At 67.7% G+C, this 16,554-nt stretch carries 13 protein-coding genes and 1 pseudogene; 10 read left to right on the top strand and 4 right to left on the bottom strand.

Annotation, left to right across the window (positions count from 1 at the left end):
• Window positions 1-252 precede the first annotated feature (252 nt).
• From ACNFJ7_RS01785 to nagE, 7 genes are all read left to right on the top strand, one after another.
• Complete coding sequence (locus ACNFJ7_RS01785; protein ID WP_019371274.1) at window positions 253-1,578, top strand: replication-associated recombination protein A; 1,326 nt, start codon at window positions 253-255, stop codon at window positions 1,576-1,578.
• Complete coding sequence (locus tag ACNFJ7_RS01780) at window positions 1,536-2,444, top strand: hypothetical protein (protein ID WP_019371275.1); 909 nt, start codon at window positions 1,536-1,538, stop codon at window positions 2,442-2,444. The genes ACNFJ7_RS01785 and ACNFJ7_RS01780 overlap by 43 nt, the downstream gene beginning before the upstream one ends.
• Window positions 2,445-2,489: 45 nt before the next feature.
• Window positions 2,490-3,230 (top strand): copper homeostasis protein CutC, encoded by a 741-nt coding sequence (locus tag ACNFJ7_RS01775; RefSeq protein ID WP_019371276.1) that lies wholly within the window; start codon window positions 2,490-2,492, stop codon window positions 3,228-3,230.
• A 60-nt stretch (window positions 3,231-3,290) separates the two neighbouring features.
• Complete coding sequence (locus tag ACNFJ7_RS01770; RefSeq protein WP_019371277.1) at window positions 3,291-4,340, top strand: SIS domain-containing protein; 1,050 nt, start codon at window positions 3,291-3,293, stop codon at window positions 4,338-4,340.
• Window positions 4,337-5,470, top strand: coding sequence for an N-acetylglucosamine-6-phosphate deacetylase (gene nagA / locus ACNFJ7_RS01765; protein ID WP_019371278.1), 1,134 nt, complete (start codon window positions 4,337-4,339; stop codon window positions 5,468-5,470). Before ACNFJ7_RS01770 ends, nagA begins: the two co-directional genes overlap by 4 nt.
• 86 nt (window positions 5,471-5,556) lie before the next feature.
• Window positions 5,557-8,037: a phosphoenolpyruvate--protein phosphotransferase gene (gene ptsP / locus ACNFJ7_RS01760; RefSeq protein WP_019371279.1), complete on the top strand. Its 2,481-nt coding sequence runs from the start codon at window positions 5,557-5,559 to the stop codon at window positions 8,035-8,037.
• Entirely contained in the window at window positions 8,034-9,749 is a 1,716-nt protein-coding gene (gene nagE / locus ACNFJ7_RS01755) for an N-acetylglucosamine-specific PTS transporter subunit IIBC (RefSeq protein WP_019371280.1), read from the top strand. The genes ptsP and nagE overlap by 4 nt, the downstream gene beginning before the upstream one ends.
• Before the next feature lie 5 nt (window positions 9,750-9,754).
• On the opposite strand, the gene ACNFJ7_RS01750 is transcribed toward nagE, so the two are convergent.
• Window positions 9,755-10,645 carry a DMT family transporter gene (locus tag ACNFJ7_RS01750; RefSeq protein WP_019371281.1) on the bottom strand — a complete coding sequence of 297 codons (891 nt, stop codon included), beginning with the start codon at window positions 10,643-10,645 and terminating at the stop codon, window positions 9,755-9,757.
• 129 nt (window positions 10,646-10,774) lie between these two features.
• Between ACNFJ7_RS01750 and ACNFJ7_RS01745 the strand changes: the two genes are divergently transcribed.
• Window positions 10,775-11,398: a twin-arginine translocation pathway signal protein gene (locus tag ACNFJ7_RS01745; RefSeq protein WP_162839601.1), complete on the top strand. Its 624-nt coding sequence runs from the start codon at window positions 10,775-10,777 to the stop codon at window positions 11,396-11,398.
• 18 nt (window positions 11,399-11,416) lie between these two features.
• Here ACNFJ7_RS01745 and ACNFJ7_RS01740 read toward each other — a convergent pair whose 3' ends face one another.
• Window positions 11,417-11,836 carry a VOC family protein gene (locus ACNFJ7_RS01740; protein ID WP_019371283.1) on the bottom strand — a complete coding sequence of 140 codons (420 nt, stop codon included), beginning with the start codon at window positions 11,834-11,836 and terminating at the stop codon, window positions 11,417-11,419.
• Between the two features lie 83 nt (window positions 11,837-11,919).
• Here ACNFJ7_RS01740 and ACNFJ7_RS01735 point away from each other — a divergent pair.
• Window positions 11,920-12,063: pseudogene (locus tag ACNFJ7_RS01735) on the top strand (helix-turn-helix domain-containing protein); the annotation flags it as partial.
• Window positions 12,064-12,115: 52 nt separating this feature from the next.
• Window positions 12,116-12,895: a LysR substrate-binding domain-containing protein gene (locus ACNFJ7_RS01730; protein ID WP_236704481.1), complete on the top strand. Its 780-nt coding sequence runs from the start codon at window positions 12,116-12,118 to the stop codon at window positions 12,893-12,895.
• On the opposite strand, the gene galA is transcribed toward ACNFJ7_RS01730, so the two are convergent.
• Window positions 12,876-15,761, bottom strand: coding sequence for a beta-galactosidase GalA (galA, locus tag ACNFJ7_RS01725; protein ID WP_019371284.1), 2,886 nt, complete (start codon window positions 15,759-15,761; stop codon window positions 12,876-12,878). The genes ACNFJ7_RS01730 and galA overlap by 20 nt on opposite strands.
• 34 nt (window positions 15,762-15,795) lie before the next feature.
• Window positions 15,796-16,533: a GntR family transcriptional regulator gene (locus tag ACNFJ7_RS01720; protein ID WP_058805456.1), complete on the bottom strand. Its 738-nt coding sequence runs from the start codon at window positions 16,531-16,533 to the stop codon at window positions 15,796-15,798.
• Window positions 16,534-16,554: the final 21 nt, after the last annotated feature.

Raw genomic sequence — 16,554 nt, 5'->3', positions numbered from 1 at the left:
CCCGATCCTCCACACTTTCCGCCCCATCCCGCCCCGTGGCGATCGGGGCGACTTCCCCACCACGCACCGTCATCCCGGCGAAAGCCGGGATCCAGACGCTGTAGCGCGTCGGCTCCTGCTACACCGGATAGGCGAATGGATCCCGACTTTCGCCGGGATGACCAAGGGTTTGGGGCGCCAGGCGCCACCAAGCCTTGCGCCCGATCAACCAGCGGGATGCAAATAGCGTCGCACCCGCCTATCTTGGCCGCAATGGCCGACCTTTTTGCCACCCACGAACAACCCGCCGCCGACTCCCCCGCCGCCGGCGGCCCGCTCGCCGACCGGCTGCGCCCGCAGAAGCTCGACGAGGTGGTCGGGCAGGAGCATCTCACTGGACCGCAGGGCGCGATCGGGCGGATGGTCGCGGCGGGCAAGCTCAGCTCGATCATCTTCTGGGGGCCACCCGGCACTGGCAAGACCACCATGTCACGGCTGCTCGCCGATGCGGTGGGCCTGCGCTTCGTCGCGATCTCGGCGGTGTTCTCGGGCGTCGCCGACCTCAAGAAGGTGTTCGCCGAGGCGCGCGACCATGCCCGGATCGGCAAGCGCACGCTGCTGTTCGTGGACGAGATCCACCGCTTCAACCGCGCGCAGCAGGACGGCTTCCTGCCCTATGTCGAGGACGGCACCGTCACATTGGTCGGCGCGACCACCGAAAACCCCTCCTTCGAGCTCAACGCCGCGCTGCTCAGCCGCGCGCAGGTGCTGATCCTGCACCGGCTCGATCACGCAGCGCTGAGCCAGCTGCTCGATCGTGCCGAGACGCTGGAGGAACGCCCCCTGCCCCTGACGCCCGAGGCACGCGACGCGCTGGTGGCGAGCGCGGACGGCGACGGGCGCTTCCTGCTCAACCAGGCCGAAACGCTGTTCTCGGTACAGTTCGAGGCGCCGCTCGACCCCGCCGGGCTCTCCGCCTTCCTGCAGCGCCGCGTCGCGGTCTACGACAAGGACCGCGAGGGGCATTACAACCTGATCTCGGCGCTGCACAAATCGGTGCGCGGCTCGGATCCGCAGGCGGCGCTCTATTATCTCGCGCGGATGCTCACCGCGGGCGAGGAGCCGCTGTATCTGCTCAGGCGCCTCGTCCGCATGGCGGTGGAGGATATCGGCATGGCCGACCCCAACGCGCTGGTGCAGTGCATGGCGGCCAAGGACACGTACGACTTTCTCGGCTCGCCCGAAGGCGAACTGGCGATCGTCCAGGCATGTCTCTACCTGGCGACAGCGCCCAAGTCGAACGCCTCCTACAAGGCGCAGAAGGCGGCGTGGAAGGTGGCCAAGGAAACCGGCTCGCTGATGCCGCCGCAGAACATCCTCAACGCGCCGACCAAGCTGATGAAGCAGATCGGCTATGGCACCGGCTATACCTACGACCATGATGCCGAGGGCGGCTTCTCGGGCGACAATTACTGGCCGGCGGAGATGGAACCGCAGACCTTCTACACCCCCACCGATCGCGGGCACGAGAAGCGGGTGGCGGAGCGGCTCGCCTGGTGGGCGGCGATGCGGGAGCAACGGCGCGGAGACGGCGCATAGCGACGCCGGACTTCACCGATTTCATCGCGATCGATTGGTCGGGCCAGGCAGTTGAGCGGCCCAAGGGGCTGGCCGTTGCCCATGCCAGTGCCGGCGACGCCGCGCCGGTCCTGATCGATCGCCCCTGGTCGCGCGCCGACATTCTCGCCTTTCTCGGCGACCTTGCCGATACCGGCACGCGCGCGCTGGTCGGCCTCGATCTATCTCCGGCCTTTCCCTTTGTCGACGCCGGCGCTTATTTCCCCGGCTGGACGGAAAGCCCCGCCGATGGCCCGGCGCTTTGGGCACTGGTCGACCGCGTGTCGCAGGCGGATCCGCACTTCGCCGCCACCAGCTTCGTACAGCATCCGGAAGCGCGACGGCATTTCCGCCAGATGGGCGATTGCGGCGATCTATTCCCCGGCGGCCGCGGCCGGTTTCGGGTGTGCGAGCATGGCCAGCACGCGATGGCACTCTCGCCCTATAGCTGCTTCAACCTGGTCGGCGCGAGCCAGGTGGGCAAATCGAGCCTCACCGGCATGCGCGTCCTCCACCGGCTGCGGGGCCGCATCGGGCTGTGGCCATTCGATCCCGTACCCGATGCCGGCCCGGTGCTGGTGGAAATCTATACCGCGCTCGCCGCGCGGCTCGCCGGCATGCGCAAGGGCATCTCGAAGATCCGCGACGCCGAGACGCTGGACAAAATGCTCGCGGCGTTCGGATCAGCGCCGCACGGGCGGCTGCCCCGCTATGACGACCACGCCACCGATGCGATCCTCAGCGCCGCATGGCTGCGAGTCGCGGCGGGGCAACAGGATTCGTGGCAACCGGCGGCGCTCACGCCCAGCCTGGCGTGTACCGAGGGCTGGACCTTCGGCGTACTCTGAGGAATAGGACTTTTCTAGAACCTGCAGGGGAAGGTCGATTAGCGCATGCGCCGCCAGCTCGAAGTCTGTGTCGAAGACGTTGCCGGAATCGAAGCGGCAGTGACCGGCGGCGCCGATCGAGTCGAGCTTTGTGCGGCGCTCGCGGTCGGCGGCCTGACCCCGCCGGCCTCGCTGATCGCCCAAGCGGCGCGGGCGCCGATCCCGGTGCACCTGCTGGCCCGCCCCCGCGACGGCAACTTCCACTATTCGCCGGCGGAAGTCGCGCTGGTGACTGCCGATATCCGTGCTGCGGCCGAGGCGGGGCTGGCCGGCGTGGTGATCGGCGCCAGCGGTGCGGACCACCAGCTCGACGGAGACGTGCTGGCGCGATGGATTGCGGTCGCGCGGTCGAGCGGCAAGCCCTTGTCGCTTACCTTGCATCGCGCATTCGATCTCTGCCCGGATCCGTTCGCGGCGCTGGAGACGGCTGTCGCGCTCGGCTTTGATCGCATCCTAACCTCCGGCTGTGCGCCCAAGGCGATCGATGGCCGTGCGACCCTCGCGGCGCTGGTCGCCGCCGCCGGCACGCGCATCACCATCCTGGCCGGCAGTGGCATCGATGCAGCCACCCTGCCTGCGATCCTGGCGACGGGCGTGCGGGAGGTCCATGCCTCGTGCCGCAGCGCGCAGGGTGAGGCAAATGTGCGCGAAATCGCCTTCGGCTTCCAGGCCGGGGCGCGTCTCGCGACCGATCGGGCCAAGGTCGCGACGCTGCGGGAAATGCTGAATTCGCAAGCTAGCGCTTGAACAATACCAATATGTAACTTATCGCTGTGTCGGTCATAGCCAGTGGAGGCAATGGGGGACATGATCGCCGATATCCAAAAGCCCGCAGGCGGCGCGACGCTGATGGCGTCCGAAGCCGCTGAAGCCGGTGCGGCGGTGCGCCGCCTGCTCGACGCCAATGGTCCGGCGATCGCCGCGCTGGCGCGCGAGCTGCGCGCTGCGCCGCCTGCACTGGTCGTCACCTGCGCGCGTGGCTCGTCCGATCACTCCGCCACCTATGGCAAGTATCTGATCGAAACGATGATCGGCGTGCCGGTCGCCTCCGCGGCGCCGTCGGTGGCGTCGGTGTTCGAAGCGCCGGTCTCCACCGCCCGCGCGCTGTGCATCGCGGTGTCGCAGAGCGGCCGCAGCCCCGATCTGCTCGCCACCGTCCGGGCCTATCAGCAGGCCGGCGCCCGCGTCGTGGCCTTCGTCAACGACGAGGAATCGCCGCTCGCCACGATGGCAGACTCCACGATCGGCCTGAAGGCCGGCCCCGAGCGCTCGGTGGCGGCGACCAAGTCCTACATTACCGCGCTGGCCGCCTTCGCCGCGCTGGTCGCCGAATGGGCGCAGGATACTGCGCTGGCCGACGCCCTGACAGCGCTGCCCCAGCAGCTAGAAGCCGCGCGCGACTATGATTGGGCGCCGGTGGTGGAAACGCTGCGCGAGGCGACCAATTTGTTCGTGATCGGCCGCGGCTACAGCTTCGCCGTAGCGCAGGAGGCCGCGCTCAAGTTCAAGGAAACCTGCAGCCTGCACGCCGAAGCGTTCAGCGCCGCAGAAGTCCGTCATGGCCCGATGGCGATCGTCGGCCAGGGCTTCCCGGTGCTCGCCTTCGCCACCTCGGACGCAGCGGGCGACAGCGTGCGCGATGCCTGCGCCGAATTCGCCGAGCGCGGCGCCCGCGTGTGCCTGGCCGATGCGAAGGCCGGCACCGCGTCGCCTCTCCCCGTGCTGCCCGGCCATCCCGCGATCGAACCGATCCTGATGGTCCAGAGCTTCTACCCGATGGTAAACGCGCTGTCGCTGGCGCGCGGCAACAATCCGGATGCGCCGCTATATCTCCGCAAGGTGACCGAGACTCGATGAGCAGCTTCCGTTTCGTCAACGGCCATATCGTCACCGCCGCCGGCACCCTGCCGGAAGCGGTGATCGCGGTCGACCAGGGCCGCATCACCGGGCTTTCGAAGGAAGGCGCCGGCACCGAGACCATCGACCTCGACGGCGGCTGGATCGTCCCTGGCTTCATCGACGTTCAGGTCAATGGCGGCGGCGGCGTGCTGTTCAACGACGCCACCACGATCGAAGGCATCGCCGCGATCGGCGCGGCGCACGCCCAGTTCGGCACCACCGGATTCCTGCCCACGCTGATCAGCGATGTGCCAGAGGTGATCGCCCGCGCACTCGACGCGGCCGATGCCGCGATCGAGGCCGGCGTGCCCGGCTGTCTGGGCGTCCACATCGAAGGCCCGATCCTCAACAAGGCGCGCAAGGGCATCCACGATGCGGAGAAGTTCCGCGGCCTGGATACCGCGATGGTGGAGCTGCTCAGCCGCCCGCGCCGGGGCAAGGTGCTCGTCACCCTCGCCCCCGAGATGGTCGATCTGGCCAATGTCCGCCGCCTTGCCCGGGCAGGCGTTTTGCTCGCCATCGGGCATAGCGACGCTGCCTACGACACCGCCGTGGCGGCATTCGAGGCCGGCATGACCGGTGTCACCCACCTGTTCAACGCGATGTCGCCGCTGCTGCACCGCGCGCCCGGCGTGGTCGGCGCGGCGCTGGAGAACCAGACCGCCTATTGCGGCATCATCCCCGATGGCTTCCACGTCCATGACGCGGCGCTGCGCATCGCGCTGCAGGCCCGCCCGCATGATCGCTTCCTGCTTGTGACCGACGCAATGCCGAACGTGGGATCGGACATGACCTCGTTCGATCTGCACGGCCGGCTGATCCGCGTCGAAGGCGGCCGTTGCCTGGGTGCGGACGGCACGCTGGCCGGATCGGCGCTCGATATGACCGGCGCGTTCCGCCACATGGTCACCCGCGTCGGCACCTCGCCCGAAGATGCGGCGATGATGGCTGCCGCCAGCCCTGCCGCTTTTCTGGGCCTATCGCACGAACGCGGCGTGCTTGCCCCCGGCCTGCGCGCCGACTGGGTTCAATTGACCCGCGATTTCCAGCCGGCCGGTTGCTGGATCGGCGCAACCCGCTTCCCCTGAGCCTACGGAGACTCGCCCTGAGCACGATCGCGCCGCCCTCTCTTCACGACGACGCCACGGCCGGGGCTCTCGCCATCGGCGCCCCGATGGCGGGCTGGCTGATGCCGCTGGAAGAGGTACCCGATCCCGTCTTCGCGCAGCGGATGCTGGGCGACGGCGTAGCGATCGATCCCGTCGAAGGCTGCCTCTATGCGCCCTGCGACGGCGAAGTCTCGGTTTTGCAGCCGACCGGCCACGCCATCACGCTGCGCGCGGGTGACGCGATCGAAGTGCTGATGCACATCGGTATCGATACCGTCCAACTCGCCGGCAAGGGCTTCGAGCCGGAGGTCAAGGTCGGCGATCGCGTGCGCCGCGGCGATGTGCTGATCCGCTTCGATCTCGATGCCGTGGTCTGCGGCGCGCCTTCGGTAGTTACCCCGGTTCTGGTGATCCGGCAGGACGGCGTCGAGCTGTCCCCTTCGCACCTCAGCGGTATGGTTTCGCCAGGCGATGTGCTCTTCACCGTTGCCCGCGCCGCGCCCGAAATCAAAGCCGCTGCCGGTCCAGAAGGTCCGCTGTTCTCCCGCGACGTCGTCGTGCCGCTGGCGCACGGCATCCACGCCCGCCCGGCAGCCAAGCTGCGCGAGGCGCTGGTACCGTTCGACGCAAAGGTCACCATCGCGAAGGGCGAGCGCAGCGCCGATGCGCGCAGCCCGGTGGGACTGATGACGCTCGCGATCAAGCTCGGCGACACTATCCGTATCGAAGCCTATGGGCCGATCGGTGCGAAGGCTGTCGAAACGCTCGCGGCGATGATCGAAAGCGGTATGGGCGAGAAGGCCGATCCGGCCACCGCCAGTCGCCCTGTCCCCACCCCAGCCGCTCCCATCGCGATAGCTACGGACGAACCTGGTCTCCTCGCCGGCGTCTCCGCCGCGCCGGGACTCGCCATTGGCGCGGCGCGCTTCTTCCGCCTGCCGGAGATCGAGATCGATCCGATCGGCAAGGGCGACGGCGTGGAGCGCGCATCCCTTATGGACGGACTCGCCAAGGTTAGCCGGGCGATAGAGGGCGAACTGGCCCATGCCAGCGGCCCGATGCGGTCGATCCTGAGCGCACACCGCGCGATGCTCGACGATCCCGAACTGCTCGCCGCAGCCAGCGACGCGATCGGCCAGGGCGCCAGCGCCGCGCAGGCGTGGCGCGAGGCGCTGCGCCCGCAAGCAGATCTGTTGCGCACCAGCGGCGATCCGCACCTTGCCGAACGCGCAGACGACATGGTCGACCTCGAACGTCGTGTGGTCGCGGCGATTGCAGGCGTGGGGGATGCGCCGCTAGCGTTCCCCGTCGGCACGATCCTGCTCGCTGACGACCTGCTTCCGTCTCAGGTCTCCGCGATCGACCCAGCGCAGGTGAGAGGTTTCTGTACGGTAGGTGGTGGCCCCACCTCGCACGTGGCGATCCTCGCCGCGAGCCTAGGCATACCGGCGCTAGTGGCGATGGGGCCAGCGCTGCGCGGCGTTCGTGAGGGCGAAACCGTCATTCTCGATTCCGGCGCGGGCACCCTTCGGGTCGCACCGAACGACGCGCAGCGGGCCGAAGCCCAGGCGCGTGTCGATGCCCGCGCCGCCGCGCTCGCCGCCGCCCGATCGGCAGCGAGCGCGGCCTGCCATTTGGCCGACGGCACTCGAATCGAAGTGTTCGCCAACCTCGGCTCCGCTTCCGATGCAGTCCGCGCAGTCGCGACGGGCGCCGAGGGCAGCGGCCTGCTGCGCACCGAATTCCTGTTTCTTGACCGCGACACGGCCCCGAGCGTGGCCGAGCAGACCGCCGAATATCAGGCGATTGCCGACGCGCTGGACGGTCGCCCGCTGATCATTCGCCTGCTCGATATCGGGGGCGACAAGCCCGCCCCCTATCTGCCGATCGGGGCGGAGGAGAATCCGGCGCTGGGCCTGCGCGGCATTCGCGTCGGCCTCGCCCATCCCAAGATATTGGAAGACCAGCTCCGCGCCATTCTGGGCGTCCGCCCGATCGGCCAAGCCAGAATCATGCTGCCGATGATTGCCAGCATCGGCGAACTGCGGGCCGTACGCGCCGTACTCGATCGCTTGCGCGCCGAGCTGGGCATCGAGGAACGCGTCGAACTCGGCATCATGGTCGAGACGCCCGCCGCTGCGGCGACGGCTGATCTGCTGGCGACGGAAGCAGATTTTCTGTCGATCGGCACCAACGATCTTACTCAGTACGCGTTGGCGATGGACCGGGGCAATCCGGCTGTCGCGAGCGGGATCGACGGCCTGCATCCTGCGGTGCTGCGCCTGATCGCCGATACCTGCCGAGGTGCCGCCACCCAGAACCGCTGGGTCGGCGTGTGCGGCGGCCTCGCCTCCGATCCCCTGGCGGTGCCGATCCTGATCGGCCTGGGCGTGACCGAGCTTTCCGCCACCGTTGCGGTGGTGCCCGAAGTGAAAGCGGTGCTTGCCGGCCTCACGCTGGAGCGCGCCCGCGCGCATGCCGCTGCGGCGCTTGCCTGCGCCACCGCCGCCGATGTCCGCCGCCTTGCCCGGGAATTCACCGCATGAAGCACATCCTCGAAATGCTCCAGCCACTCGGCCGTGCACTGATGCTGCCGATCGCGGTGCTGCCGGTCGCCGGTCTACTGCTGCGGCTGGGCCAGCCGGACCTCCTCGACATCGCCTTTGTCAGCGCCGCAGGCGACGCGCTGTTCGCGCATCTCGGCCTGTTGTTCGCAATCGGAGTGGCGACGGGTTACGCGAAGGACGGCAACGGCGCCGCCGCGCTGGCAGGCATCGTCTGTTTCCTCGTATCCACGGAAGCGGGCAAGAGCCTGCTTGCCGTGCCCTTGGATGTCGGCGCGGGTCTCGCCACGGACCAGACGACGCTCGCCGTGGCTGCGTGGAAGGCCAAGGCGGTTGCGCGGCTCGACGTGCCGATCGGCATCGCCTCCGGCCTTATCGGCGGCACCTTCTACAACCGCTTCTCCGCGATCAAGCTGCCATCCTACCTTGCCTTTTTCGGCGGTCGCCGCTTCGTGCCGATCGTCAGCGGTCTGGCCGGGCTAGGGATCGCCGCGATCGTCGGCGTCGGCTTTCCGCATATCAGCGCGGGCGTGGACGGTCTCAGCCACGGCATCGCCGGTGCGGGCTCGTTCGGCCTGTTCGCCTTCGGCGTGCTCAACCGCGTGTTGCTGGTCACCGGCCTGCACCATATCCTCAACAACGTATTCTGGTTCGTTCAGGGCGACTATAACGGCGCAACGGGCGACCTGCGCCGCTTCTTCGCCGGCGATCCGAGCGCGGGCGCGTTCATGGCCGGTTTCTTCCCGGTGATGATGTTCGGCCTGCCCGCCGCCTGCCTCGCCATGTACCGCGCGGCACTCCCCGAGCGTCGCAAGGCGGTCGGTGGCCTGCTGTTCAGCCTCGCCCTCACTTCGCTGCTGACCGGTGTTACCGAGCCGATCGAATACAGCTTCATGTTCCTGGCGCCCATCCTCTACGCGGTGCACGCGGTGCTTACCGGCGTGGCAATGGTGGTTATGGATTTGCTGGGCGTGAAGCTCGGCTTCGGCTTTTCAGCGGGTTTGTTCGATTATGCGCTGAACTTCGGCAAGGCGACCAAGCCGCTGCTGCTGATCCCCGTAGGGCTGGTCTATTTCGCGATCTATTATGGCATCTTCGCCTGGGCGATCCGCCGCTTCGACCTGAAGACCCCCGGCCGCGATGCCGAGGCATCGGCGACTGCCCAGGCAAGCGCAAGCGCCGCTCCGGCGAGCCGTGGCGAAGCATTTGCCCGGGCGCTGGGCGGATCCGCCAATCTGGTCGAAGTCGGCGCCTGCACCACGCGCCTGCGCCTGATCGTCGCCGATCAGCGCGCCGTAGATGACGCCGCACTCAAGGCACTGGGCGCGCATGGTATCCTGCGTCCCTCGGAGCGGGCGCTGCAGGTGGTGCTCGGCCCGATCGCCGATGTGGTGGCAGTGGAAATCCGCGACACGATTGCACGCGGCGGCGTCACGGTCCCGGGCCCCGCCTCTGCTTCTGCCCACGATCTGCTGGTCGCCATGCAACCGGCAGCCCTCTCGGCACTAGGGGGTGCAACGAATATCGTCGCCGTCACCGCGCACGACCATCGCCTGCGCGTCGAGCTGTGCAACCCGGCCGATGTCGATGCCGATGCGCTGCTCGCACTGGGGCTGCGCGGCTTTGCCCGCCCCTCGGCCAATGTGCTGCACCTGCTGGGCGACGATACAGTGCTGGCGACGCTGCGGGGCTGAGCGCGCTAGAACAGCGTAATCAGCAGCACGCCGCCGATTACCGCCGCGCCTGCCACCATCTGCCGCAGGCTCAGTGCTTCGCGAAAGAACCGGTGGCCGGCGATGGCAGCGATCGGCGCCTCGATGATCCCCAGCGCACGCACTGGCGCGGCTGGCGAAAGCGCCAGTGCCACGAACCATCCGACCGAGGCGCATGCACCGCAGAGCCCCGCGCCAAGCGACGGCCGCCAGCGGCGCAGCACTTCAGCAAGCGCGGCCGCATCGCGCCAGGCCAGGAATAGAATCAGCGCCACAGTCTGCATCGCCTGCACCACCGCGACGCAGAGGATCGCCGCGAAGATCGGATGCTCACCGTCCAGCGCCAGCGCAGCATGCCGGAAGGCATTGAGCGAGAACCCGAACATCGCTCCGGAGGCGAGCCCGAACGCCGCCCCCGCAGTCGAAGCGCGAAGCTGACGGGGCGAAGGCCAACTCAGCGCCGCCAGTCCGATCGTGGTGATCGCCACGCCCAGCCAGGCGATGGCGCCGATATGGTCGCCATATACGATCAGCCCGAACAGCGCGGTCATCGGCAGCGAACTCTGCTGCAGCGCGGTCCCCACCGCGAAGCCTGAGCGATGCATCGCGCTGAGCAGCGCAGCCGTCGCGAGGATCTGGCTCGCCGCCCCGACAATCGCCGAGATCCAGAATGCGCTTGACCAGTGCGGATCCGCATCAGGTACCACCAGCAGGGCGAACAGCACGAAGACGATCGAGAAAGGCAGCCCGAACAGGAAGCGCACCAGCGTCGCACCCCAGGGGCCGGAGGACGGCATCACGCCGCGCTGCAGGGCGTTGCGCCCGACCTGGAAGGTGGCAGCCGCAAGCGTCGCAGGGATCCACAGAGGGTTTGCCATGGCGCCGCTTAGCGCTTCGAACGCGCGCCGTCCCGCCTTTTTCGGGCAGTCCGCGGCGGTGGGGCAAACATCGTATTGCTGCGGCGCGCTGCGGGGATGATGCAGCCATCGGAGACCGCCATCATGACCATGTTCGTTCGCGCCGTGCTTCTCGTTTCCGCAGCGATGGCGGGCCCGTCCGCCGCCCAATCGCAACAAGATCCGGCGCCACCTGCCGCAACGAAGGTCACGCCGGCCTCCTCCTTCATCCCTGCAGGTTTCAACCCGCCGACGCTCGTCGAAGCGAAAGGCTTCAAGCTCGTGCCACTCGGCCCCGCCTTGGTGAAGGTCGATTTCGACGCCTATATGTCGTCGATCGAACATCTGCAGAAGAACTTCACGCGCAGCACCGATTGGCCCCACGCCGGCATCACCGATGCCGATGCCATGCGCGACATGGAGACCGAGCAGGCGCGGTTCGCGAGTCGCCAGTCCTTCGCCTATGCCGTGCTCACGCCGGACGGGCGGCGCGAGCGAGGATCCGTCTATGTCTCGCCCAGTCCCGTCGGGCGCTACGATGCCGTCGTGCGGCTATGGGTGACGAAGGCGGACTATGACGCCGGCTTCGACGCGGAGCTGTACCAATGGGTCGCCAGCTGGATCAGGACGGATTGGCCGTTCCGGAACGTCGTGTATCCGGGGCGATCCCTGGACTGGCAGCGCTGGGATGCCCTGCGCGCCGCCAAAGGCCCGGGGGCTGCAGCGGCGCAATAGGCAGGCGCCGAGCGCGCCTCAGCTTGCGCGCTGATACAGCTCGATCAACATGCCCTCCCCATCGAGGATGAAGGCAAAGCGGTCGCCGCCGCTGCCGGGAACCTCGGCAGGCGCCGACGCGATTTCGACGCCCTTTGCCGCAAGATCCGCGATCACGGCCTCGATGTCGATTACGCCGATCGCGAGATGATTGATCCCGCCCAGCCGCAAATTGGCCCGGCGATCCAAACGCGCCGCGGCCGCCGGCGCAGCCCCCTCGACCTGCAACAGTTCCAGCCGCAGCGTACCCAGCCCGACGAACGCGACCGATGCGCCGGGAAAACCGAAGCGGTGCAGCACCCGAAAGTCCAGCTTTTCGACATACCAGTCGATGCTTGCCGCCAGATCCTGCACCACGATGCCGACATGATCGATGCCGCGAAGTTGGTCCTTTACCATGTGCCTGTCCTCTCGTGAGAACTGGCATCTCGTCTGTTCGGGCAGCTTTGATAATATGGTGGGATCTGAATAGAGTGATCGCCATGGCGAACAATCCCGATCGGCTGCGGCTGGACGATCTTTCCGTGTTCCTGGCCGTGTTGGAAGGCCAGGGCTTCCGCGCTGCCGCCAAGCGGCTCGGCATTTCACCCGCCACGGTGAGCGAAAAGATCGCGCAGCTGGAGGCGCAGATCGGCGCGCCGCTTCTGATACGCACCACGCGCAGCGTAACCCCAACCGATGCCGGTGCCGCGCTCGCGCGCCGTCTGTCCCCCCTGCTGGCCGAAGCGCGCGGCATTGCAGGACGTTCGCGACTCCCAGCTCGAGGTGCGCGGTCAGCTGCGCCTGAACGTGACCGGCGCAGTGATGGTCGACATGCTGCCGCCCTTGCTGGACCGATTCCTCCGTCGCCACCCGCACGTGCGCGTGGAGATCGTCGTGGAGGATCGGCTTGTCGACATCATCGCCGCGGGTTGCGACGCCGGCATCCGCTACGGCGAGCATCTCGCCCAGGACACGATCGCGGTGCCGATCGGCCTGCCGTTCCAGCGCCTCGCCTATGCCGCAGCGCCCGCCTATCTCGCGGAGCGGAGCGTTCCAGCCGCGCCGCACGACCTGCTCCGGCACGACACGATCCGCCTGCGCTTCTCCAGCGGCGCGATGGTGCCGTGGGAGTTCGAAAGGGCCGGAGAGGCGATCACGCTAAACCCGCCCGGTGGGCTGACGATCGGCGTGGACGCCGCTGATGCCGCGATCGGGCTTGCCTGCAGCGGCCACGGCGTGATCGCCACATTCGCCAACTGGCTCGATCCCCGCTTCCGCACCGGCGCGCTGGTGCCGGTGCTAGCCGAGTGGTGGCCCCGCTTCGACGGACCAAGGCTGTATTTCTCCAGCTGCCTGATGAAAGCGCCGCTCCGCGCGCTCGTCGACTTGGTCGCGGCGGAACGCGCGGCAGCCCAGAAGGGACCCGGGGCGCGTCAAGGCTCACCTCGACACCCGCTCACCGCGGCGTCAGCGTGACCTTGCCCAGGAGGCCGCTCGCCTGCCCCGCTGGCGCCTCGACGAGCAGTTCCACCGTGCGCTGTCCTGCGCCCGCCGGCAGCTTCGCTTCCAATGGCGCTGGCGCGACGTCGGTCTTCTCGGCGACCTTCGCGCCGTCTATCCACAGCTCCGCGCGTCCGCCGATGCTGGCAAAGCGCAGCGTGCCGCCTTCGGCCGCAATGCGCTTTCGAGGCGTCAAGCGGTTGTGATAGACGCGCCAGCCGGCCTGCGGCTCAGGTGGCGTGGGCACGGCACTGCGCAGGAAGGTCCAGCTGTTATTGTCGGGCACCAGGCCCGGCTTCGGCTTTTCGGCCATCAACGAGGAACGGCGCCAATCGCCGAGCAGCATCAGCGACGGAGACACGCCCATCTGCGGTCGAGGCGCGATATCGGCGCGGTCGATTGTCAAAACCGCCGGCTTCAACCCCTCGGCCGTCGCCCGCACGGTGATCTTGCCGCGGCCTATGCCCGCCTGCACCAGGATTTGCGCCAGCCCATTGAACAGCGACCGAGCATTGCCCTTCTCGGGCTCATGGCTGTTGGGATCGCCATTGCCCACGCCGATGATCGCCGCACCCTCCACGGTGAAGTTCGTCATCAGATTTGCCGTCGGCACGTGCCGGCCCTTGGCATCCACCGCATCGATGGTGATCGGCTGCACGTCTTCGTCGTCGCCCGCCATCACCGTGCGTGCGGGGGTGAGCCGCAGCGCGACCGGCTTGCCGACGGTCTCGTGCACCATGCGTGCCACGACCTTGCCGCCGCGCATTGCCTGCGCCTCGAGCCGGCCCGGCGCATAGGGCACCTGCCATTCATTGCCCTGCAGCCGGTCGACCTTCTGCGTGCCTACGACCTTGCCGTTGAGCAGCAGCGTCACGCTCTCGGCGTTGGAGGCGACGAAGACCTTGATCGCCTGCCCCTCCTTGCCCGGCCACGTCCAATGCGGTGCCAGCCACACGACTGGCGCATCGTCAATCCAGGCGGCGCTGTGGATGCCGAAGGCGGTCTTGGGGAAGCCGCATAGATCCATGATGCCGAAGAAACTGGAGATCGTCGGCCAGGCATAGGGCGTAGGCTCCCCATGATAATCGAAGCCGGTCCACACGAACCCGCCGGCAATGAACTCGCGGGCGGCGATCAGTTGCCACGCCTTGCGGTGGGTGTTGCCCCAGGCCGCGGCCTCGTCATCATAGGAGGTGATGACATGGGCGCCGGGATCGCTCGCGAACGCGCCGCGCGTCTCGAACGCGCTCGTATCCTCGGAACTGGTGCTGGGCCGCCCGGGATTCTGGGCGTGCCACTTGTCATATTCGCCCTGATAATAGTTGAAACCCATTACATCGACGACAGAGGAAACGTTCGACGGATTGTAGAAAGACCCGTTCATCGCCGCCGTCACCGGCCGGCTGTCGTCCAGCCGGCGCACCGCCGCTTCCATCCGGCGCACCATTTCGATGCCGGACTCGGTGCCCTGCATCGGCTCTTCGTTGAAGACCGACCACAGGATCACGCTGGGATGATTGCGATCGCGCCGCACCATCCAGCTGAGCTGGGCAAGATAATCGGGCGCAGGGTTGAAATGGCGATTCTCGTCCATGACGAGGAAGCCCATCCGGTCACACCAGTCTAGCAGTTCAGCGGTCGGCGCATTGTGCGACATGCGGATCGCATTGCAGCCCATCGCCTTCAGCCGCTCCATCCGCCAGGCGAGCAGGGCATCATATTGCGCCGCGCCCACACCGGCATGATCCTGGTGGATGCAGACCCCCTTCAGCTTGACGGGCTTGTCGTTGACGAACAGCCCCCTGTCGGCATCGAAGCGCACGGTGCGGAAGCCGATCGCGGTGCGCCGCTCGTCGATCAGCTTGCCGTCGCGCACCAGCCGCGTGTGAACCGTGTAGAGCGTCGGCGTTTCGACCGACCAGAGCTGGGGATTGCCGGCGTCGAGCGTAAACGCGGCCTGCGCTTCATTCAGCACCGGCACCGTTATGGCGGAGGAGCCGGTCGCCACGCGCTTCCCCGCCGGGTCGAGAAGGTCGGCCTCCACCGTCACGCTGACCGGCGCGCGTTCGATATTGCCGAGCGTCACGGTGACGGGAACCAGCCAGCCACTCCCGGTCTTGCGCGGATCGCAATGCACGCCGTCGGTAATGATCGAGACAGGGGCGCGGCGCACCAGCCAGGCGTGACGATAGAGCCCGGCGCCTTCGTACCACCAGCCCTCCATTGCCTCTGCATCCACCCGGATGGCGATGACGTTGTCCTCGTCGCCGAAGCGGGCAAACGGCGTCATGTCGATCAGGATGCTGGCATAGCCGGACCAGCTGTGCGCGACGATGCTGCCGTTCACCCACACCGTCGCGTTGGTGGCGACGCCGTCCAGGTGCAGCTCGATCGTCTTGCCGCGATCGGCGGCGTCCAGCGTCAGCCGGCGGCGATACCAGCCGATACCACGTCGCCGATAGCCCTGCGAGACATTGGCGGTCTTCTCGAATGGCTGGAACGATGCCCAATCGTGCGGCAGCCGCACTTCTGCCCAGTCGCTGTCGTCATAATCGCGGGCCGCGGCACCGCGCGCGTTCGCCGCTTTCACGCTGCCATAGGTATCGTCATGGTCCTTCAGCGGCGCCGGCGCGATATCGCCTTCATGGAAGCGCCAACCGCGTTCGATACGGGTGCGGGTGGGATCCGAGTCCGGCAGGCGCGGCAGCAGCGTCGTCTTTGGTGCGGGCATCGGAAAGCCATCACCCTCGATTCCCCGCGCCGCCGCCTCCGCTTCGGCCGTGCCCAGCGTGGCGAGTACCCCCAACCCCGCGCTGCCGAGCAGCAACTGGCGACGATCCATGCAGCAATCTCCAATCCGGTAAGGTGCGGTGCGATCAGACGTCGCTGAGTTCCGCCACGAAATCATAGGCATCGCCCCGATAATAGGAGCGGGTCACTTCGGCCGGGCGGCCGTCGCGAAGGAAGGCGCGGCGTTCGATCAGCAGGCCCGCATGGCCCGGATCGACGCCCAGCATCTTGGCGTGTTCGCCCAGGAACGGCACGGCGCGCAGTCGCTGCAACGCGCGCACCGGGCGGTTACCGGCGGCCTCGAGCGCGGTGTAGAGCGAATCTCCCACCGCCTCTACGGAGGGCAGGCAATACCCGGCGATCGTGGAGAATTCGAGCGCCATCGGCTCGCCATCGGCATAGCGGATGCGCGAGAATCGCAGCACGCCTGCCCCCGGGGAGAGCCCCAGCGCCATCGCCTCTTCGGGCGTCACCTGGCCAGCCGAGCGGGCAATCCAGCTGCTGCTGGCCGTCCGGCCGCGCGCGGCCATGTCTTCGGAGAAGGACGAAAGCTTGGAAAAGCTCTTCTCGACGCGCTCGGCGACGAAGGTGCCCGCGCCACGCCGACGCGTCAGCAGACCTTCCTCCACAAGTCCGCCGATCGCCTTGCGCACGGTGATGCGAGACACGTCATATTCTACCGCCAGGTCGCGCTCGGGCGGAATCGCGTCGCCTTGGGCGAGGATCTTGCCGCTGATCGCCTCGCGGATCAGCTGTTGCAGCTGCAGATAGAGCGGCGACGGGTTGCCTTCACGAAACCGGCCGATCTGATCGGAAAACGTCATTGATCCTCCCCTGCGCGACGC

It is taken from the genome of Sphingomonas sp. HT-1, from assembly GCF_048568905.1.
Lineage (GTDB): Bacteria > Pseudomonadota > Alphaproteobacteria > Sphingomonadales > Sphingomonadaceae > Sphingomonas.
This window is presented reverse-complemented; position numbering and strand designations above follow the sequence as displayed.